At 51.8% G+C, this 19919-nt stretch carries 17 protein-coding genes and 1 pseudogene; 12 read left to right on the top strand and 6 right to left on the bottom strand.

Annotated features, from left to right (window positions below; genetic code table 11):
- Together ACKI3C_RS01605 and ACKI3C_RS01610 are read left to right on the top strand one after the other, a co-directional pair.
- Window positions 1–235, top strand: a pseudogene (locus ACKI3C_RS01605) (hypothetical protein); the annotation flags it as partial.
- Window positions 236–491: 256 nt separating this feature from the next.
- Entirely contained in the window at window positions 492–1031 is a 540-nt protein-coding gene (locus tag ACKI3C_RS01610; RefSeq protein ID WP_407401371.1) for a hypothetical protein, read from the top strand.
- A 709-nt stretch (window positions 1032–1740) separates the two neighbouring features.
- Here the strand turns inward: ACKI3C_RS01610 and dtd are convergent.
- The 5 genes from dtd to ybeY all read right to left on the bottom strand — a co-directional run bounded on the left by dtd (window position 1741) and on the right by ybeY (window position 7016).
- Entirely contained in the window at window positions 1741–2193 is a 453-nt protein-coding gene (dtd, locus tag ACKI3C_RS01615) for a D-aminoacyl-tRNA deacylase (RefSeq protein ID WP_407401373.1), read from the bottom strand.
- Window positions 2194–2206: 13 nt separating this feature from the next.
- Window positions 2207–4030: an excinuclease ABC subunit UvrC gene (gene uvrC, locus ACKI3C_RS01620; RefSeq protein WP_407401375.1), complete on the bottom strand. Its 1824-nt coding sequence runs from the start codon at window positions 4028–4030 to the stop codon at window positions 2207–2209.
- A 98-nt stretch (window positions 4031–4128) separates the two neighbouring features.
- Complete coding sequence (locus tag ACKI3C_RS01625) at window positions 4129–4662, bottom strand: adenine phosphoribosyltransferase (RefSeq protein ID WP_407401377.1); 534 nt, start codon at window positions 4660–4662, stop codon at window positions 4129–4131.
- Window positions 4663–4701: 39 nt separating this feature from the next.
- Entirely contained in the window at window positions 4702–6579 is a 1878-nt protein-coding gene (mnmG, locus tag ACKI3C_RS01630) for a tRNA uridine-5-carboxymethylaminomethyl(34) synthesis enzyme MnmG (protein ID WP_407401379.1), read from the bottom strand.
- A 2-nt stretch (window positions 6580–6581) separates the two neighbouring features.
- Window positions 6582–7016: an rRNA maturation RNase YbeY gene (gene ybeY, locus ACKI3C_RS01635; protein WP_407401381.1), complete on the bottom strand. Its 435-nt coding sequence runs from the start codon at window positions 7014–7016 to the stop codon at window positions 6582–6584.
- 282 nt (window positions 7017–7298) lie between these two features.
- Between ybeY and ACKI3C_RS01640 the strand changes: the two genes are divergently transcribed.
- The 8 genes from ACKI3C_RS01640 (at window position 7299) to ACKI3C_RS01675 (ending at window position 16242) form a co-directional block, all read left to right on the top strand.
- Entirely contained in the window at window positions 7299–7742 is a 444-nt protein-coding gene (locus ACKI3C_RS01640; protein WP_407401383.1) for an NfeD family protein, read from the top strand.
- 41 nt (window positions 7743–7783) lie between these two features.
- Window positions 7784–8737 (top strand): SPFH domain-containing protein, encoded by a 954-nt coding sequence (locus ACKI3C_RS01645; protein ID WP_407401385.1) that lies wholly within the window; start codon window positions 7784–7786, stop codon window positions 8735–8737.
- Window positions 8738–8945: 208 nt separating this feature from the next.
- Complete coding sequence (locus ACKI3C_RS01650; protein WP_407401387.1) at window positions 8946–9077, top strand: hypothetical protein; 132 nt, start codon at window positions 8946–8948, stop codon at window positions 9075–9077.
- A 222-nt stretch (window positions 9078–9299) separates the two neighbouring features.
- Window positions 9300–11027 carry a CotH kinase family protein gene (locus tag ACKI3C_RS01655; RefSeq protein WP_407401389.1) on the top strand — a complete coding sequence of 576 codons (1728 nt, stop codon included), beginning with the start codon at window positions 9300–9302 and terminating at the stop codon, window positions 11025–11027.
- A gap of 9 nt (window positions 11028–11036) precedes the next feature.
- Complete coding sequence (locus tag ACKI3C_RS01660) at window positions 11037–12782, top strand: CotH kinase family protein (RefSeq protein WP_407401391.1); 1746 nt, start codon at window positions 11037–11039, stop codon at window positions 12780–12782.
- A 25-nt stretch (window positions 12783–12807) separates the two neighbouring features.
- A complete protein-coding gene (locus ACKI3C_RS01665; RefSeq protein WP_407401393.1) occupies window positions 12808–14502 on the top strand; it encodes a CotH kinase family protein in 1695 nt (564 codons plus the stop codon).
- 12 nt (window positions 14503–14514) lie between these two features.
- Entirely contained in the window at window positions 14515–15618 is a 1104-nt protein-coding gene (locus ACKI3C_RS01670) for a glycosyltransferase family 4 protein (RefSeq protein ID WP_407401395.1), read from the top strand.
- 51 nt (window positions 15619–15669) lie between these two features.
- Entirely contained in the window at window positions 15670–16242 is a 573-nt protein-coding gene (locus ACKI3C_RS01675; protein ID WP_407401397.1) for a DKNYY domain-containing protein, read from the top strand.
- Between the two features lie 35 nt (window positions 16243–16277).
- Here ACKI3C_RS01675 and ACKI3C_RS01680 read toward each other — a convergent pair whose 3' ends face one another.
- Window positions 16278–17009, bottom strand: coding sequence for an SDR family NAD(P)-dependent oxidoreductase (locus ACKI3C_RS01680; protein ID WP_407401399.1), 732 nt, complete (start codon window positions 17007–17009; stop codon window positions 16278–16280).
- Between the two features lie 214 nt (window positions 17010–17223).
- On the opposite strand from ACKI3C_RS01680, the gene ACKI3C_RS01685 reads away from it, so the two are divergent.
- Together ACKI3C_RS01685 and ACKI3C_RS01690 are read left to right on the top strand one after the other, a co-directional pair.
- Window positions 17224–18759, top strand: coding sequence for a zinc ribbon domain-containing protein (locus ACKI3C_RS01685; RefSeq protein ID WP_407401401.1), 1536 nt, complete (start codon window positions 17224–17226; stop codon window positions 18757–18759).
- Between the two features lie 17 nt (window positions 18760–18776).
- Window positions 18777–19907 (top strand): N-acetyltransferase, encoded by a 1131-nt coding sequence (locus ACKI3C_RS01690; RefSeq protein WP_407401403.1) that lies wholly within the window; start codon window positions 18777–18779, stop codon window positions 19905–19907.
- Window positions 19908–19919: the final 12 nt, after the last annotated feature.

The following is a 19919-nucleotide window of genomic DNA, read 5'->3' on the forward strand; positions in this document are numbered from 1 at the left end:
GCCTACATGTAGTATATATAACTATTCTGCATTAAGTCATGTGCTTGACAAGGATGGCAACGTGATTTTCAAATCAGAAGATTATCGCCCAGAACCTCCTTTTGCTGCTATAAAAGACTTGAAGGCTGAGAGCGAGAAAGCTGACAACCGCTACTATAACCTGCAGGGCCAGCCTGTGAGCAACCCCACGCAGGGCATATACATCCACAACGGCAAGAAAATCATTGTGAAGTGATGTGATAATATTAATGGATATTTTATTTAATCTGTTGATTATTAAAAAGTTATTATTATCAGCAATGGTACTGCTGGCGACTTGCATTGCAGCGCAGGCGCAGAGCGGAGGATATCTGCCCTTGGTTCGTGAGGGGGTGAGATGGCACTATGTAAAGCAATATTATGGTTTAGAGGAACTACAACCGAATGTTTCTTATTATTACGAATTCAGGGGAGATACTATTGTGGATGGGAAAACATTCAAGAAGTGTTATATGTCATCTCCCGAACCCGGAGAGTCTGGACTTGTAGCATTGATGCGTGAAGAGGACAGGAAGGTTTATCGCAAATATGTGGGTGATGATGATGAAGCTAAATTGATATACGATTTCAATACTTCAGAACTGTATATCAATAATTGGGAACACTATTTCATAGATTATCATGCCCTTGAGAACATTGATATTCAAGGCGTCGATTGTAAACGTTACCAATTCACGACGTATCATGACAAGGTGTTTAAATTCGTTGAGGGTGTGGGTGTCGATTACGATTATTTGTCTTGTCACGGAGACTTGTTGTATCCTTTGATGGGCCGCTGTACTTGTGAATTCGAAATCATATACTATCTTGATTGCTTAACAGACTTGAACGGAAACGTATTATATAAGTCCAACATTGTCTCAGCCATAACCGACGTGAAGGCCGACGGCAAGCAGGGCAATGACCGCTACTACAACCTGCAGGGCCAGCCTGTGAGCAACCCCACGCAGGGCATATACATCCACAACGGCAAGAAAATCATTGTGAAGTGATGCGGTAATTGCATATTACGAAATCCCGAGAGAGACATGTCCTGCCGGCGTGTCTCTCTCTTCATTTTCTTATACTGAAAGAAATCATTCAAAATTAAAAGAAATTTTCTATCTCCCACAAAGGCGCAGAGGTCACAGAGGTTTTTTACTGAAAGAAATTATCCGAAATTAGAAGAAATTTTTTATCTCTCACGAAGTATTGGATTAGGGTTTTATGCCTAAATTGAGGGGGAAAAGGACAAAAAACGACATCACTAGGAATAGTGTTGCGAGCATTTTTGTGTAACATGAGGATGTTGACGAAGAATAATTTTTTGTTAATTTTTAGTTGATTTCAAGCGCAGCGCCTTTTCTCTTAGGTTGTATTTAGGCGGTGGCGCTGCGCTTGAAATACACTGAAAATAAGCTGAAAATATAAAAATAATCTGTTTTTCAGCGAAGCGGTGTTTTTTGGTTTTGCGAGCAAGCAATCCCGCAGGGTGATGATTGTTGCGGGACTGGGCGTTGAGAACTTGTTCTCATAAGGCCAAGGCCGCAACAAGCATCAGTGGCTCGTAGAGACACATTGCTCGCAAAACGGTTTTTCTTGTTTTTTAGCTCCTTTCCTATAAAAAGCACAGAGAGGAGAAAAAATAATTTCTTTTTATTCTGGATAATTTCTTTCAGTAAAAGGAACAATCTCTGTGGGAGTTATGGGAGATGCGGGAGGTTACTCGCGCAGGCGGGAGTCGATGATGATGGTCACCGGTCCGTCGTTGATGAGCGCTACCTGCATGTCGGCGCCGAAGATGCCACGCTTCACCTCTCGACCCACCAGTGCCTGCACCTGCTCGCAATAGGCCTCGTAGAGTGGCACCGCAAGCTCGTGTCCTGCCGCACGGATATACGACGGACGGTTGCCTTTGCGCGTGCTAGCGGTGAGCGTGAACTGGCTCACAGCAAGCACCTCGCCGCCAACATCGACCACGCTGCGGTTCATCACGCCCGCATCATCATTAAAGATGCGCATAGCGGCAGTCTTGGCCGCCAGCCATTTCACATCGTCGGCAGTGTCGCCCTCGGCAACACCCACAAGGACCATAAGCCCCTCCCCTATCTCACTGTGCAGCACGCCGTCTATCGTGACCGACGCCTGCTTGACTCGTTGTATTACTAATCTCATAATTCTCTGGAATTTATCCTTTGGCCTCGGCAAGCGCATCTACCACCAGTTTCGCCTTGGCGGGGCCCACTACTGCGGCAACGTCTTCGAGCGTAGCCTCGCGCAGACGTTTCACGCTCTTGAACTGCTTGAGCAACAACTTCTTAGTAACATCGCCCACACCTTTAATATCGTCAAGTTCGCTATGAATCTGCGACTTGCTGCGCTGCTTGCGGTGGAAGGTGATGGCAAAGCGATGCGCCTCGTCGCGCAGGCGCTGCACCACCTTGAGCGACTCGCTGTTCTTGTCGATGTAGAGCGGCACGCTGTCGCCGGGGAAATATATCTCGTCAAGGCGCTTGGCAATGCCTATGAGCGAGATCTTGCCACGCAGACCGATGGCATCGAGAGCCTCCACAGCGGCGCTCAACTGGCCTTTGCCGCCATCAAGCACCACAAGCTGGGGCAAGTCCTTGCCTTCCTCCACCAAGCGTGTGTAGCGGCGCATGAGCACCTCGCGCATCGAGGCGAAATCATCGGGTCCCTCAACGGTCTTGATGTTGAAATGGCGATAGTCTTTCTTGAACGGTTTGCCGTCACGGAACACCACGCACGACGCCACGGGCGACGACCCGCTGATGTTGGAGTTGTCGAAGCACTCGATGTGGTGAGGTAACGCCGTGAGGTGGAAATCGCGTTGCAGCGTGGTGAGAGTGCGCGTGACGCGTTGCTCGGGGTTGAGTTTCTCCATCATTTTGAGTTTGTCGGTCTTGTACTGCTCGGCATTCTTCATCGAGATGGCCAGGAGTTTGCGCTTGTCGCCCTTCTGCGGGACAACAAACTCCACTCCGGCAAAGTCCACATCGGGCACCACGTTGACCAGAATCTCGCGCACGCGGTCGCGTTCGTAGGTCTCGGCAAAGCGTGTCCTGATTTCGCTCACCGCCATCGCCATGAGCGACTCGTCGGCAGCATCAACGTCGGCGCCTTGCAGTTTATATTCAAGCGTAAGACTCTGAACCACAGAACCATTACGCACGTGCATATAATTCACAAACACCGAATTATCGTCACGCAGCAGGCTGAATGCGTCCACATTGTGTATCGTGGGACTCACCACAACCGAGCGAGAACGGTAGTTTTCCATGAGCAAATACTTACGTTTCAACTCGTTAGCCTCTTCAAATTTTAATTGGGACGCCAGCGATGTCATCTGTTCCACCAGGTAGTCGCTCACTTGTTTGGTATCGCCATTGAGGATTTGCCTCACCTCATCTATATAAGCGCCATACTTCTCGGGCGACACAAGTCCGCGGCAGCAACCCTCGCAGTTCTTGATGTGATACTGCAAGCACAAGCGGTGTTTCAGCCCGTCAATCGTTTCACGTGAAACATTGTGCTGGCACGTGCGCAAGGGAAACAATTTGCGCAAGGTATCCACGAGCGCTTTGGCAACTTCGGTCTTTGGGTATGGCCCGTAATACTTCGCCCCTCTTTTCAGTTTGTCGCGTGTGATATAGACCCGCGGGTAGAGTTCCTTGGTCACGCATATCCACGGGTAACTCTTGTCGTCCTTGAGCAGCACATTGTAGTGAGGCTGAAATTCCTTGATAAGGCTGTTCTCCAAATCCAGAGCTTCTTCCTCGGTGTTGACAACCGTGTACTGCAAGTCAACGATGTGCTTCACCAGGACACTAGTACGATACACCTGGTGCTCGCGGTTGAAATAAGAATTGACACGACGTTTTAAGTTCTTGGCTTTTCCCACATAGATTATCACGCCATCTCTGTTGAAATAGCGATACACCCCAGGGCACTCCGGGAGAAGGCTTATTTTTAACTTCAGTTCGTCGGTCATAGGATTGGAATCTAGATATTCTAGATTTGTTAAAATACTAGATATAGCAAAAAGGCGCAGATGCCGTTGGCACCCACGCCTGATATTGATTATAAAATTTAAAAGTCAAACAAAGTGGTAAGCTCAACTTCCTTGGGGAAAAGGTCGCGGCCGCCAAGGTCTGAAAGACCAATGATGAAGTTGACGTGCACCTTCGAGGGATTCATCTGCTGAACAAGTTCAAGCGCGCCAAGCATAGTGCCTCCGGTAGCGAGCAGATCGTCATGGATAAGAACCACGTCGCCGGGCTCAATCGCGTCCTTGTGAATCTCGATAGTGTCGGTGCCATACTCCTTGCGGAAGTCAACCGAGATAGTGTCGGCAGGCAATTTGCCGGGCTTGCGGATGGGAACAAAACCAGCGCCAAGTCTCACTGCAAGCGCAGCTCCGATGATAAAACCGCGCGACTCGATACCCACAACCTTTGTGATACCTTTGTCCTTGTACAGCTCATAGGTCTCGTCACAAATGATACGCAACGCCTCGGGGTCCTTAAACGCAGTGGTCAAGTCCTTAAACTGAATACCCTTGATAGGGAAATCAGGAACGTTGCGTACAATGCTTTTCACTTTCTCAATTTTCGCTTTGTCCATAATATAATTCTTTAATGTTCCACATGAAACAATTATCACTTATCTTCCTAATAATAGCAACAATATATTGATGTCGCTTGGAGAAATACCCGGTATTCTCGACGCTTGGCCCACTGTTTCGGGGTTAATGCGTTCAAGTTTCTGGCGTCCCTCGGTCGAGATCTGGAGTATCTTGGAATAGTCAAACTTGCCTTTTATCTTTACCGATTCAAGTCGATTTAACTTTTCGGCTATCATTTGCTCACGGGCGATATACCCGTTATATTTCACCTTTATCTCGGCAGCCTCCACAACTTCATCCCTTAAATCATCTCCCAATGCCTGAATTTTAGCGTTCAAATCAGGAATTAGTTCAGCAAGCAACAGTATATTAAGCTGCGGACGCAGTATCAAATCATATAACTTTGCGCCCTGCTTGAGCGGCGCAAGACCGAGTTTTTCAAACTCAGGATTGATAATCGACGATTTTACCGAGTAATCTCGCGCAAATGCAATGATTTCCTCGATAGAATCACGCTTGCGGCACATCAAGTCATAGCGTTCTTGCGTGGCTAACCCAACGCAGTAACTTCGCTCGGTGAGTCGCATGTCGGCGTCGTCCTGGCGCAACAAGATGCGATGCTCGGCACGAGAAGTGAACATGCGATAAGGCTCGTCAACACCTTTTGTCACCAAATCATCGATTAAAACGCCTATGTAAGCCTCGTTACGGGCAAGGGTGAACGCCTCTCCCCCACTCGCATTCTGATGTGCGTTAATACCCGCAATCAACCCCTGGCCGGCTGCTTCTTCATATCCGGTGGTACCGTTAACCTGACCGGCAAAAAACAGGTTTTTCACGTGTTTTGTCTCAAGCGTGTGAGTGAGCTGCGTAGGATCGAAGAAGTCATATTCTATGGCGTAACCGGGCCTATAAGCCTGCACTTCCCTGAAAGCAGGGATATGCGACAGCGCTTCAAACTGTATGCGCCACGGCAGCGACGACGAGAAACCGTTGAGATACATCTCATGCGTGGTCTCGCCCTCTGGCTCAATGAAAAGCTGGTGCGAGGTTTTGTCGGCAAAAGTAACGATTTTTGTCTCAATACTAGGGCAATAACGAGGCCCAATACTTTGGATTTGACCGTTATAGAGAGGAGATTCCGGCAAACCTTCTCGCAGCACTTCGTGCACTTTCTCGTTGGTGTAAACGATGTAGCAAGGGCGCTGTTTGAGCTCTGATCTCACGCCAGGAAGGTAAGAGAAATGGTGAAAATCGGTGTCGCCATGCTGCACCTCGGCGTGAGTGAAGTCGATTGAACGCTCGTCAAGGCGAACAGGTGTACCCGTCTTCATGCGGTCGGTGACAAAGCCTAGTGCCGATAATTGCTCGGTTATTCCGTGCGATGCGGGCTCCGAAACGCGCCCTCCACGCTGCTGCACACGGCCCACGTGCATGAGTCCGTTCAGGAACGTGCCAGCAGTGAGCACAACGCATTTCGCATCAAATTCAACACCCATGGCAGTGACAACACCCTGCACTACCCCACCCTCAATCTTGAGCGAAGTGACCGAGTCTTGCCACATATATAGATTAGGAGTATTCTCCAATATCTCGCGCCACTCGGCCGAAAACTTCATGCGGTCGCATTGAGCGCGAGGGCTCCACATTGCCGGACCCTTGCTGCGGTTGAGCATCCTGAACTGGATGCTGCTGCGGTCGGTGACAATGCCCATTTGACCGCCCAACGCATCTATCTCCCTGACTATCTGCCCTTTGGCAATTCCGCCAACAGCAGGATTGCAACTCATCTGGGCAATTTTGTTCATATCCATAGTAATGAGCAGAGTGCGTGAACCGAGCCGCGCAGCAGCACTTGCTGCCTCGCAACCAGCATGACCAGCACCTATCACTATCACATCATAGTCAAGTCTCATGATCAATTATTATTGAGTTCATCAAGCAATTTAAGAGCTTCATTCTCATGCATTTCCATGATTTCACGCTCTCCGGGTCCCTTGTCATTGATGCCACACAGGTGCAGCACACCGTGCACTACCACGCGACGCAGTTCCTCGTCATAGCTACGCCCGAAAAGCTCGGCATTGGTCCTCACGGTGTCGAGGCTGATAACCATGTCGCCCGACACGCGGCGGCGATTGGTGTAGTCAAACGTGATGATGTCGGTGAAGTAGTCATGGTTGAGAAATTTGCGATTAGTCTCCAGGATGTACTCGTCATCACAGAAGACATAAGACAATCGCCCCACCACCCTATCATGGCAACGGGTCACCTCGACCAACCATCTCCGGGTCAGTTCAAGGTCAAGTGCCGGCATGGGCACATTTTGAGTCATAAAATTTATTTCAACCATCGTTTCCAATCAATGAAATACAAAGTTAGTGATTTTCGCTTGATTTTCCACATTCACAGCAAAAAACTTTTAAAATTCATTTTTCTGATGAAAAAAGCACGATTTTTCAAAAAGCCATTTTTGCCTGAAAAACAATTGTTTAGGCCGTATTTCATTGCTTGAGAATTAAATATTTGGACACAAACCGCACCATTATACGTAAATTTTGCACGAATTTTGGCACAGATTTTGCACATTCAAGAGAAAAACACTAATTTTAGAGATTCAAAAAAACATACAGCTATGATCGACTACTTCCTTTCCAACATGTGGCAACTGTGGGCACTCGTGTGCCTGTTGTGTCTCATCCTCGAACTTTTCTCGGGCGACTTCTTCATCATGTGTTTTTCCATCGCAGCATTTTTCGTTGCGTGCGTTTCACCCTTTACCTCGTTCACCGTCCAGGTGATTGTCTTCGCCATCCTCTCACTGGCATGCTTGTTCTTCGTGCGACCCGTCGCATTGAAATACCTGCACAAAACCGAGGATCGCGCAAGCAACGCCGACGCAATCATTGGCCGTACCGGTCGAGTGAGTGAAACCATCGAGGAAAACGGCCACGGCCGAGTGGCTATCGACGGCGACGACTGGAAAGCACTGTCAACCGATGGCCTTGCTATCGAAAAAGGAACACTAGTAGAAGTGGTGAGCATCGACAGCATCATCATCACAGTAAAGAGAAAATAAAAATAAAGAATATACAATATCCCTCTATCAATTTAATTATTATGGAAGCAACATTTATCATTCTTGGAGTAATCATACTCCTGGTGCTGGTTCTCGTGAAAAAGAGCCTTGTCATCATCGCTCAATCCGAGACCAAAATTGTAGAACGCCTGGGTAAATACCACGCAACACTCAAGCCCGGCATCAACGTGATAATCCCCTTCGTTGATCGCGCGAAGACAATGATCACCATGACCAACGGACGCTATCACTACACCAACTCTATCGACCTGCGCGAGCAAGTATATGACTTCGACAAGCAGAACGTGATCACCAAAGACAACGTGCAGACACAAATCAACGCACTGCTCTACTTCCAAATCGTTGACCCGTTCAAGGCCGTGTATGAAATCAACAACCTGCCCAACGCTATCGAGAAACTCACCCAGACCACACTGCGTAACATCATCGGCGAGCTCGAACTCGACGAGACCCTCACCTCACGCGACACTATCAACACCAAGCTGCGCGCAGTGCTCGATGACGCAACCAACAAATGGGGCATCAAGGTAAACCGTGTTGAGTTACAAGATATTACACCTCCGCAAAGCGTACTCCAGGCAATGGAGAAGCAGATGCAGGCCGAGCGCAACAAGCGTGCAACCATCCTCACCAGCGAGGGTCAGAAGGCTGCTGCAATCCTCCAGTCGGAGGGTCAAAAGACAGCCCGCATCAACCAGGCAGAGGCCGACAAGCAGACCGAGATCCTACGTGCCGAGGGTGAAGCACAAGCACGCATTCGCCGTGCCGAGGCCGAGGCAATCGCCATCGACAAGATCACCGAAGCAGTGGGACGCTCAACCAACCCCGCTAACTACCTGATTGCACAGAAGTACATCGACATGCTCCAGGAAGTGGCAAGCGGCGACAAGACCAAGACCGTTTACATGCCCTACGAGGCAACAAACCTCATGGGCTCGATAGGCGGCATCAAAGACCTCTTCAAAGAGAGCTAATTGTTTCACGTGAAATCGCGATTTCGCAACCCCAAGAGGAGGCTTCGGCCTCCTTTTTTCTTTGGAAAATGTCAAAAAACGTCGATTTATTTCTTTGGAAAATGTCAAAAAACGCAGAATTATTTGTTTGGAAAAAATCAAAAAAGATAATTATATATTTGACTGACAACAACTTCACACAAGAAAGCACAAGCACCTCACAAGTGCTGTGCGGTGCTCGCTGGAAAACTTCGGCGAAATCATTCAAACCGACACTGCCGACAACGACACCGAACGCCACGTCAAGATATACCCCCTCTATGCTATTTCTATGCTTGAAAAATGGCGCGAGACGAGGTGAATCCCCTATCCTAGCGGCAGAGAGGAGCAAGACAACTAGAACCTACGTGTTTTTACAATAACTACCGAGTTGTTGCGTGGGCGCGCTGCGTGCGCATGTGCGCACAAGAACACAGCTCTGGCATCTTGACCGCAAAAAAACCAAGCTTATTACACAATATTTCGTGCACACGTGCGTTATATAGTGTGATATTTTATTTAATCGCGACCGCAATTTTTGAAAATGCCTAAACGCTACATACTCACAACCGCCCTCTTGGTCACCTGCGGCCATGCCTCGATGGCACAACTCACGGTGGACTCACGCATGACTCTGCGTGACAGCCTCACCAACACTCACCTGTGCTCTATCCCCGAGGAATGCTTCGGCCACGACCTCACAGTGTCACAGGTCGATTTCAATGGCCTTGAGAATGTAGCAATCAACGGCGCGAGCGCTAGAAGCGGCTTCACGTTCAGTGCAATCGACGGCACCAAGACGTGGACCGTCACCGCTCCCCTGCCCGACGGCTCGACGGCAAGCACCAAACTCCAGTTCACGTTCCTGCCCATCGTGGAAATCAACAGCGTGGTGGAGAAAAACATCTACAACATCGGCACCGTGACCGTGCTGATGCCCGACGAGGACATCGTCTCGCCGGCACGCGTCAAGTACCGCGGCAGCGCATCCAACAGCCACGTCTATCTCAAGCGCAACTACCACATCAAGTTCCAGGACGAGGAAGGCAACAAGATGGACTACAAGCTCTTCAACGGCCTGCGCAGCGACAACAACTGGCTGCTCGACGGCGGCACGCTCGACCACATGCGAGTGCGCAACCGCGTGCTCACCGACCTGTGGCTCGACTTTGCCAGCAAGCCCTATTACAGCGACGTCGAACCCAAGGCGCTCAACGCGTCGCGCGGCAAGATGGTCGAGCTGTTCCGCAACGGCGAGTACCAGGGCATCTACAACATGTGCGAAGCCATGGACCGCAAGCAAATGAAACTAGCCAAGACCGACGAGGAAACCGGTGAGATACACGGACAGCTGTGGAAGGCCGGGCAGCGCACAACGACCACACGCATGGCCACAGCGCCACAGTATGACAACTTCATGGAGACGTGGGACGGATTTGAGACGCAGTACCCCGACTTCGACGACCTCTGCCCTACCGACTACTCAACGCTCCACGACGCGGTGGATTTTGTGGCACACAGCACCGACGCCGAGTTCGACAAGCATGCCCATGAATATCTCGACGAGCCTGTGCTGCGCGACATCGCCATCTTGCTGCAAGTGATCTTCGCCTATGACAACATGGGCAAAAACACCTACTGGGCAACGCACGACCGCAACGACGGCCCCATGATCACCCCCGCGGTGTGGGACCTCGACACCTCACTGGGACAGAGCTGGCGCAACAACGAGTACCACCCCTCCTACCTCAAGCCCGACATCGACGCGTTCACCTATACCAGCAATGTCGATGTTTACCTCAAGCGCCTCATCAAGTGGAACGTAGATGATTTCAGCACCCTCGCCGCACAGCGTTACAGGGACTTGCGCAAGGGCGTGTTGAGCACCGACAGCATCATCTCACGCTTTGCGTCGTGCATCGACATGCTGCGCCATGCCGGAGCCGCGCAGCGCGAGGAAGCGCGATGGGTGAGATGCAGCGACCTGAACGGGCGATCGATCAACTTCGACGCCGAACTGCAATACATCACGCAGTGGGTCACACAACGCATGCAGTGGCTCGACGAGCACTACTACAACGAGCAGCCCGCTGGCGACATCGACGGCGACGGAGCGGTCGATATCAAGGACAACAACATGCTCATATCGCATCTTCTGGGCAAGAAACAAGCGGCGCCCGAAATATATACTTACAAACTTGATGTCAAGAGAGACCTGTCAGTAGATGTTAATGATGTTAACCTACTGATCAATAAAATTTTAGGAAAATAAAAAGTGACAATGAAAGCATCTTACAAATCATACGCCATTATTGCCGCAGCCCTCATGGGTTGCACAACCGCTCATGCACAGCTGCAGCTCGACGGCCGCACAGCTGTTAACGACAGTCTCACCGCCACATGGCTCTTCTCGGTGCCCGAGGAGCGCTTCGGCCAGGATTTCACCGCCACGGTGGACTACCACGGACTTACCGGCCTCACCATCGACGGCAACGAAGTGGGGAAGACCTATACCTTCAAGGACGTGAGCGGAACCAAGCGATGGAAAATCGCCGGAACCGACACGCAGGGCAACACCGTGCAGCAAGACATCGCCTTCACCTTCCTGCCCATCGTGGTCATTGACTGCAAGATAGAGACAGACAACTACAACACCGGCACCGTGAGCGTGCTGCTGCCCGACGAGGACATCGTCTCGCCATGCAAGGTAAAGTTCCGCGGCGGACTCACCAACTCCGACAAATACCTCAAGCGCAACTACCACCTCAAGTTTGAAGACGAGTACGGCAACAAGACCGACTACAAGTTCTTCAACGACCTGCGCAGCGACAACAACTGGCTGCTCGACGCCGGCACCATCGACCGCCTGCGCGTGCGCAACCGCATCCTCACCGACCTGTGGCTCGACTTTGCCCGCAAGCCCTACTACTGCGACATCGAGCCCAAGGCGCTCAACGCGTCGCGAGGCAAGATGGTAGAAGTGTTCCGCAACGGCGAGTACCAGGGCTACTACAACATGTGCGAGCCCATCGACCGCAAGCAGCTCAAGCTCACCAAGACCGACGAGGACTCCGGCGAGTTGCACGGCATGCTGTGGAAGACCGACATGCGCACCACCAGCACACTCATGCGCGAAGTCAAACCCTTCAACAACTCACAGGAAACGTGGGATGGATTTGAAGTGAAATACCCCGACTTCAGCGATGTCAACCCCACCGACTATGCCCCGCTGCGCGACTTGATACAATTCGTTGCCGAGAGCAGCGACGAAGAGTTTGCCCAGCACGCCGCCGAGCGTCTTGACATACCCGTGATAATCGACTACATCGTCTTCCTGCAAACGATTTATGCCTACGACAACCTGGGCAAAAACACTTATTGGGCACTCTATGACAAGCAGGAAAGCAACAAGTTCACCATTGCAGTGTGGGACTTCGACACCAGCGTGGGGCAGAGCTGGAAAAACTACGAGTATCACCCTTCCTACCTCACGCCCGACCGCGACATCATTTCCAGCCCCAATCTCGACCACTCGTTCAAGCGACTCATCATGTGGAACGTGGACAGCATTGTCGAGAAAAGCGCCGCACGCTACCGCGAGCTGCGTGGCAACGTGTTCGACACACACAACATCACACAGCGCGTGCGCAACTTTGTGAAGATGCTTGACGACAGCGGAGCCGCTTCAAGAGAAATGACCCGCTGGGACCAGACAAAAGACCTGTGGGGAATCACACCCGACCTAGCGCGAGAGACGCCATTTGTGGTTGACTGGCTCGAAAAACGACTCAACTGGCTCGACAAGAACTACTTCAACGAGCGCAAGGCGGGCGATACCAACAACGACGGAACGATTGATGTTGTCGACGTGAACGCAGTAATCATGCACACAATGGGACAACCTTTGCTCCCCGAAGTGTATAACTACCAACTTGACGTCAAGCGCGACCGCACCATCGACATAGCCGACGTGAACGCGATGATTAATAAAATTTTACAAACAACCGAAAGCAGCAATGATAAATAAACACTTGACCTCAGCCTTGTGCGCTATGGCACTAGGAGTTGTCGCAAGCCATGCCCAACTCCTGATAGACGGGCACACCGCAGTTCTCGACAGCCTCACAGGCACTTATCTGTGCCCTGTGTCTCGCGCGCACTTCGGCAACACGCTCAACGCAGTCGTGACCATCGACTCGCTGGCTAGCGGCAAGACCGTCAACATCGACGGCACCGATGTCGCAAGCGGCGACACGTTTGCCTTCGACGGCATCAGCGGCAGCAAGCAATGGGCCATCACCGAGATGCAGGACGACAGCACCACCGTCGCACGCAAGATTGCGTTCACCTACCTGCCAGTGGTGGTGATGAACGGCACCTTCGGCTATGACTATGCCGAGGGAACCGTCCAGGTGCTAGACCCCGACAGATACAGCGACGAGACCATGCTCGCACGCGTGAAATGGCGCGGAGGCACCACCAACGTTGACGGCAAGAACAAGCGCAACTACCACCTCAAGTTCATCGATGACAACGGCGAGAAGCAAGACCGCAAGTTCTTCGGGCTGCGCAACGACAACAGCTGGATCATGGACGCCGCCCAAGTGGATTTCCTGCGTGTGCGCAACCGCGTCGCCACCGAGCTGTGGCGAGACTTTGCCACAAAGCCCTACCACGCCGCCCAAGAGCCCAAGGCCAAGACATGGGTAGACGGACACGAGGTGGAGGTGATTCTCAACGGCAACTATGCCGGCATCTACGCCCTCACCGAGGCAATGGACCGCAAGACGCTAAAACTCAAGAAATTTGACGAAACCACCGGCGAGATACACGGCCAGCTGTGGAAAGCCTCGACGCTCACCGGATGCACCACGTTCCACCTTTTCAGCCCCTACGACAACACGCAGGAAGAGTGGAACGGCCTTGAGACCAAATACCCCGAACTGGACGAGGTGAGCCCCACCGACTACGGCACCGCACTGGGCCAGACCATACTCTTCTGCGACACAGCCTCGATGACCGACTTCAACCTCAAGGCACACACCTACCTCGACATGCCCGTCATGATCGACTACGAGATATTCCTGCAGACCATCCTGGGCATCGACAACTATGCCAAGAACATCTACTGGTACACCTACGACACCCCCGCATCGCCCATGCTCTCGCTGGCCGTGTGGGACCTCGACACCAGCATGGGAGGCAACTGGAACCCCGCCGATTTCCACCCCGCAACCATGTCGCCCACGCGAAAGTTCAGCGGAGGAAACACCATCTTCACCGCCATCATGCGACCCTCGTCGATCTACTACAAGCAGTCGCTCGCCCGCTACAACGAGCTGCGCCAGGGAGTGCTCGGCACCGAAAGCCTCATCGCGCGATACACTGCCGCCGTCAAGGAAATCACCGACTGCGGCGCTGTGGCACGAGAGCAAGCAAGATGGTCGCACGACTCCGACCTCAACGGCCGCGAACTCAACATCGTCAGCGAACTGCAATATGCCACCAGCTGGATAGAGCAACGCATGAGCTACCTCGACGCCAACCGCTACCAGCAACCATTGCTTGGTGACGTCAACAACGACCACATTGTCGATATCGAGGATCTCAACCTCGTCGTCAACGCAGCGCTCAATGGCGACCTCGGTTACTACACCAACGCCAGCACCGACGTGAACGGGGACCAAGTCACCGACATTACCGACATTAACCTAATCACCAACATACTCCTCAACCAATTACCCTAAAAAAAACTAGACATGATCAACGTTTTCCATATAGTATCAGGCAAAACCTGGGGTGGGGCAGAGCAATATGCCTACGACCTCGTCTCAAGACTGCGTCACGACGACCGCTTCTACGTGGAAGTCGTGTGCAAGAAAAACAAAACAGTGCTCGAGCAGTTCAGGAAACTCGAAGTGCCCGTATCAATCCTTCCCCTCAAGGGCATGACCGACCTCGATAGCCCCATGCGCTTCGCCCGCCAGCTGCGCAAGGGACACAACATCGTGCACGTGCACACCTTCCACGACGCCTTCCTCGCCGTGTGGGCACGCCGTGTGAGCGAGAACCGCAACACCACCATCATCATGACCGTGCACGGCATCTATCACCCGCGCACCAACTACCTCTACCGCAAGATCTACAACTCGATAGACCACCTCATCTTCACCTCCGAGCTCTCGCGCAACGAGTTCATAGGCAGCGCGCCCAAGCTCGACGTCACCAAGTCGTGCGTGATACGCGACAGCGTGCTCCCCAACCCGCTGCTCGAAGACACGCAGGTGCCCGACTTGAGGCAGACCCTCAACATCGCTCCCGAGCAGATGCTCATCATGTATCACGGCAAACTGTCGCACGACAAGGGCATCGACGTCCTGCTCAAAGCCATCACACAACTCGACCCCAAGACCTACCGCCTTGTAGTGATGGGGGAGGGCAGCCGCAAGTTCACAACCGAGATAAAGGGATTCATCGTTGCCAACCAACTCGTGCGCAACGTCACGCTCATGGGATTCTGCGACAACATCACCAAGTTCATCAGCCAGTGCGACATGGGCGTCCTGCCATCGGTAGCACCCGAGGCGCTGGGCATCTCCAATCTTGAATACATGATGCAAGGCAAGCCCCACATAGGCACCAGCAACGGCGCGCAGCACGAGTATGTCATCAACGGCAAGAACGGCATCCTCGTCACACCCGGCAACCAGTATGAACTCGCAGCAGCCATCAAGATGCTCATCGACGAGCCCCAGTCAAGAAAGGCAATGGGACAGCAAGCCCACGACGACTTCAACCGCGAGCTCAACTACGACAACTTCTACGACAAAGTCACCACACTCTACAAGAACATAAGGAAATAAAGCCTAAAACTAGATAAAAGGGACGGTTCTTTTTATCTAGTTTTTACGTTTTTGGCAGATATTTACAGATTATTACAAATCAGCAAAAATTTAAAGATGAGGAATTTATCTATTATTTTTTTATTTATTACTTTTTTTTGTTCTTGCAACAGCAATAACATAGAGGATAACGGGATATGGGTTGACGTGAGTCCCCTGAAAGAGGTAGTTAACGAAGAATATTGTATTGTGGACGGGCGTGTTTATTTGGGCACATTTAACAAGGACTTTTATGATGAAGTCCTGTCCAAGATAACCGACCAATATTATATTAAAGAAGTTGATCTGAGCACTTTTAAGGTTTGCCAAGGAACATGTTATGCAAAAGACAAAAACCATGTTTATGGCCCCATTAGTGACACATGCATGGATACAGAATCAAATGGCGGATGCGTTTATGATGACTACATAATCAAGACCGCAAGCCCTGACTCTTTTAGGTATCTCAGGAATGGATATGCAATATCCGGTAGACACATGTACTATAATGGTATAGAAATAGAATGGCGAGATGACATCTTGAATGATTCTATACCAATCACAGATGCAACGATTTTTAAAAATAAAAGTATTCAAACCTACTAAAACTAGATAAAAAGAACCGTCCCTTTTATCTAGTTTTAGAGTTTCATACGGCGCCAGAGGCAGCGGGGGATGCGGCGCCACAGTGCTGTGACTATGCGCCAACGCCAGTCTATCACTCTCACGTGCTCACGCCTTTCTACCGCAGCCACAATCTCCCGTGCCACCGGGGTGGGGGAGAGCAACATGGGGTAGCGGTTGCCGTCATTCAAGAGGGCCGTATCGACAAAGCCCGGACGTACATCGGTGAACCGGATGTCTAGTCCGCGCGAGCGTGCCTGCTGTTCTAGGGCCTGGATATAGCAGTTCTGGAATGCCTTGGTGGCGGAGTAGGATGGGGCTGGACCTAACCCCTTTGTCCCGGCAATGGACGAGATCACGGCAATGTGACCATGTCCTTGCCTCGCCATGTGACGGTAGCCGGCACCCACCACGCGGGTGAACCCCATTGCGTTAGTGTCCACGGTGCGCAGTTCTATTTCTTCCTTGAGTTCACGGTTCTGATTGCCCACGCCCGAGGCATAGAACAGCAAGTCCATGCCTCCCAAGCGCTCAATGAGGTCTTCTAACTTCACGCCCGCGTCACTGCCCGTCACATCGATAGCGGCAACCTGCTCCACGCCGTCGCACTGCGCCATCAATTCCTCCAGCCGGTCCAGCCTGCGTGCAGCCACGCCCACAGCCCAGCCTCGCGAAGCCAGCAGCACTGCCACCTCAAGGCCCAGTCCCGACGAGGCTCCTACCACTATTGCACGTTTTCTTGTATTCATAATTTACTGTCGTTATTAAATAGAATCTGTAAAATTACGCCATTTTTTTGCTTCAATGCAAACTTTTGCACTAGATTTTGCACGATATATTACTTTTTAATTGTCTTTTATTAAATAAATATATAACTTTGCGTTATTTTAGAGGTGGTGTGGACTTTACATTACACCTCAAGCGATAAATTAACAGACACAAAAACATTTATAATTTCCAACTATGAAATGTCCCAAATGTGGCAACAATGTCCCTGACGGTTCATTATTCTGCAACCAGTGCGGCACCCCTCTCAAGCAAGAGATCAACTGCCCTTCATGCAACAACATCATCCCTGCCAACTCCGTTTTCTGCCCCATGTGCGGCAAAATGGTGAAGAATGACATGGAGAAAGCCGAAACCTTCAACGACCGCCAGGCCCGCCTGCGCCGTGAAAGGGAAGCGGCAACCGCTGTGCAGCAGCCCGCAGCCCCGCGTCCCGTTGCCCAGCCGCTACCGCCCCAGCCACAACCGCAGCCCAAGCCCGTAGAGGACCCCTGGCAAGTGCAGAAAGCAACACAGGACTCTCCCGCGCCCGACAGCAACTATGACAATGACAACGACAACGAGGCGCAAGACAACTCTCACTTCAAGCGCAACGTCATGCTGGGAGTGGGCATCATCGTGAGCGTCATCATCCTCTTGTTCCTCCTGCGCATGTGCAACGGAGGCAGCGACCGAGACCGCCCCTCAACGCTGGCCAACGACTCCACTTCTAGCCTCACAATCAACGGCCAGGACCCCCTCGCACTGTTCAACGCCGAGATGGGACGCAGCAGTTTCATGGGCGACGGCGCCCACACCGCTTGCGCTGTGGGATTTCCCGCTGCCGACGGCAAAGAGGCCACTGTGATGGGCATCACATTCCTCAACGAGCCCAACAACCGCTCGTTCTACAAAATCTACCGCATGACCCAGAACGGCAACTCATGGCACCTCGAGCTCATGGACACCAAGTATCTCAACGGACGCTCGCTCACATTTGACAACACCGAGCTCATGGCCGGCGAGAGCCAAGTGCCACGCGCCGTGCAGATCGACGGCAAGGACTACCTGTACTTCGCCTACAAGAACATGCCACAGGGCGCACACGAGGGCAGCACAGGACGCGTGTCGCTGGGACTCTTTGACATCCACAGCAAGGACCTCACCATAATCGACTACGACGGCACCATCAAGACCCGCGACGACGGACGCCAGTACATCTACGGCAAGCCCCTCCAGGCCATCAGCTCTAACGCCGCACGATTCCTCAAGCAAGAGGCCGAGAACATCAAGGTGATTTACTTCCCCACCGAGGAGGAAATCAAGGCCGAGGAAGAAGCCCGCGAGGCCGAGGAAGAGGAGAAAGCCCTCAACGACCCCGACAACGCTGCAACCAAATGGAATGTAGATAACAACGAGGCCATCACAAGCGCCAAGAGCGGGCAGGAGGTGACCACCAAGACCAAGACCTACGACAAGCCCATCTTCAACAACGACGACAAGCACAAGTCGATCAAGAACAGCGCTTACACCGTGTTCAGCGACACCAAGGGCGGAGTCTATGGCTTCAACCTCGACACGCGCAAGTACTTCGTCATCTACAAGCCGTCTAGCGAATCTACACCCACCGACATCGGCTGGGCCGACAGCGACAACAGCATCCTCAACATGCGCACCTCTGAGGGACGCTATCAGTTTGACCTCAAGAACAATAAACTCAAGGCAATCCAGTAACACGCATTTTATTTCACATGGTAGAAATCAAGCAACTCACACCCACCAAGAGCAACCTGCTCAAGTTCATACATTTCCCCATCGACGTGCTCTACAAGGACAGCAAGTGCTATGTCCCCGACATGGTGATGGACGCCATCGACACCTTCGACCCTAAGAAGAACCCGGCGTTTGACTTCTGCGAGGCAGCCTATTTCATGGCCTATCGCGACGGCAAGCCCGTGGGGCGCATCGCTGCCATCATCAACCGCGTGGTCAACGAGCGCAACGGCAAGAAGGAGGGACGATTCGGCTTCATCGACTTCATCGACGACAACGAGGTGGTCGATGCACTCATCGACACGGCAACACAGTGGGTCAAGGCCAAGGGCATGACCTGCCTCACCGGTCCGCTCGGGTTCACCGATATGGACCCTGAAGGAATGCTCGTCGAGGGATTTGACCAGCTCGGCACCCAGGCCACAATCTACAACCATCCTTACTATCCCAAGCACATGGAGCGACTGGGATTTGTCAAAGATGCCGACTGGGTTGAGTTTAAGGTTATGGTACCCGATGCTACCCCCGAGAAAATGTCACGCATTGCACAGATTGTGAAGACACGCTATAAAATCGACAACGTGCACTGCACTAGCCGCAAGCAGATTAAGGAGCAGTATGGCCACGACATCTTCACTCTCATCAACGAGGCCTACGACACTCTCTTCGGCTACTCGCCATTGAGCGAGAAGCAAATCAAGCACTACATCAACATGTACCTGCCCTTCCTCCCGCTCAACGACCTCTCTCTCGTGGTCAAGGAAGACGGTGAGCTCATAGGCGTGGGCATCGCTATACCGTCGCTGTCAAAGGCTCTTATCAAGAGCCGCGGACGCCTGTTCCCCACAGGATGGTACCACCTCCTCAAGGCACTCAAGGGCAAGAACGACATCGTGGATCTCATGCTCATCGCTGTCAAGCCCGAGTACCAGAGCAAGGGCGTGAACTCACTCATATTCAACGATCTTGTCCCCCACTTCATTGACAACGGCTATGTCTATGCCGAGAGCAACCCCGAGCTTGAGACCAACGACAAGGTGCAGAAGCAATGGGAATACTTTGACTTCAAGCAGCACAAGCGCCGCCGCGCTTTCACTAAGGAAATTTAACACCAATGGTGA

The organism is Sodaliphilus sp. (assembly GCF_045598405.1).
Lineage (GTDB): Bacteria > Bacteroidota > Bacteroidia > Bacteroidales > Muribaculaceae > Sodaliphilus > Sodaliphilus limicaballi.

What these genes read in the sequence shown, in the direction of transcription:
- ACKI3C_RS01610 (WP_407401371.1), top strand. Translation starts at nt 492, where the DNA reads ATGTCATCTCCCGAACCCGGAGAGTCTGGACTTGTAGCATTGATGCGT.
- dtd (WP_407401373.1), bottom strand. Translation starts at nt 2,193, where the DNA reads ATGAGATTAGTAATACAACGAGTCAAGCAGGCGTCGGTCACGATAGAC.
- uvrC (WP_407401375.1), bottom strand. Translation starts at nt 4,030, where the DNA reads ATGACCGACGAACTGAAGTTAAAAATAAGCCTTCTCCCGGAGTGCCCT.
- ACKI3C_RS01625 (WP_407401377.1), bottom strand. Translation starts at nt 4,662, where the DNA reads ATGGACAAAGCGAAAATTGAGAAAGTGAAAAGCATTGTACGCAACGTT.
- mnmG (WP_407401379.1), bottom strand. Translation starts at nt 6,579, where the DNA reads ATGAGACTTGACTATGATGTGATAGTGATAGGTGCTGGTCATGCTGGT.
- ybeY (WP_407401381.1), bottom strand. Translation starts at nt 7,016, where the DNA reads ATGGTTGAAATAAATTTTATGACTCAAAATGTGCCCATGCCGGCACTT.
- ACKI3C_RS01640 (WP_407401383.1), top strand. Translation starts at nt 7,299, where the DNA reads ATGATCGACTACTTCCTTTCCAACATGTGGCAACTGTGGGCACTCGTG.
- ACKI3C_RS01645 (WP_407401385.1), top strand. Translation starts at nt 7,784, where the DNA reads ATGGAAGCAACATTTATCATTCTTGGAGTAATCATACTCCTGGTGCTG.
- ACKI3C_RS01655 (WP_407401389.1), top strand. Translation starts at nt 9,300, where the DNA reads ATGCCTAAACGCTACATACTCACAACCGCCCTCTTGGTCACCTGCGGC.
- ACKI3C_RS01660 (WP_407401391.1), top strand. Translation starts at nt 11,037, where the DNA reads ATGAAAGCATCTTACAAATCATACGCCATTATTGCCGCAGCCCTCATG.
- ACKI3C_RS01665 (WP_407401393.1), top strand. Translation starts at nt 12,808, where the DNA reads ATGGCACTAGGAGTTGTCGCAAGCCATGCCCAACTCCTGATAGACGGG.
- ACKI3C_RS01670 (WP_407401395.1), top strand. Translation starts at nt 14,515, where the DNA reads ATGATCAACGTTTTCCATATAGTATCAGGCAAAACCTGGGGTGGGGCA.
- ACKI3C_RS01680 (WP_407401399.1), bottom strand. Translation starts at nt 17,009, where the DNA reads ATGAATACAAGAAAACGTGCAATAGTGGTAGGAGCCTCGTCGGGACTG.
- ACKI3C_RS01685 (WP_407401401.1), top strand. Translation starts at nt 17,224, where the DNA reads ATGAAATGTCCCAAATGTGGCAACAATGTCCCTGACGGTTCATTATTC.
- ACKI3C_RS01690 (WP_407401403.1), top strand. Translation starts at nt 18,777, where the DNA reads ATGGTAGAAATCAAGCAACTCACACCCACCAAGAGCAACCTGCTCAAG.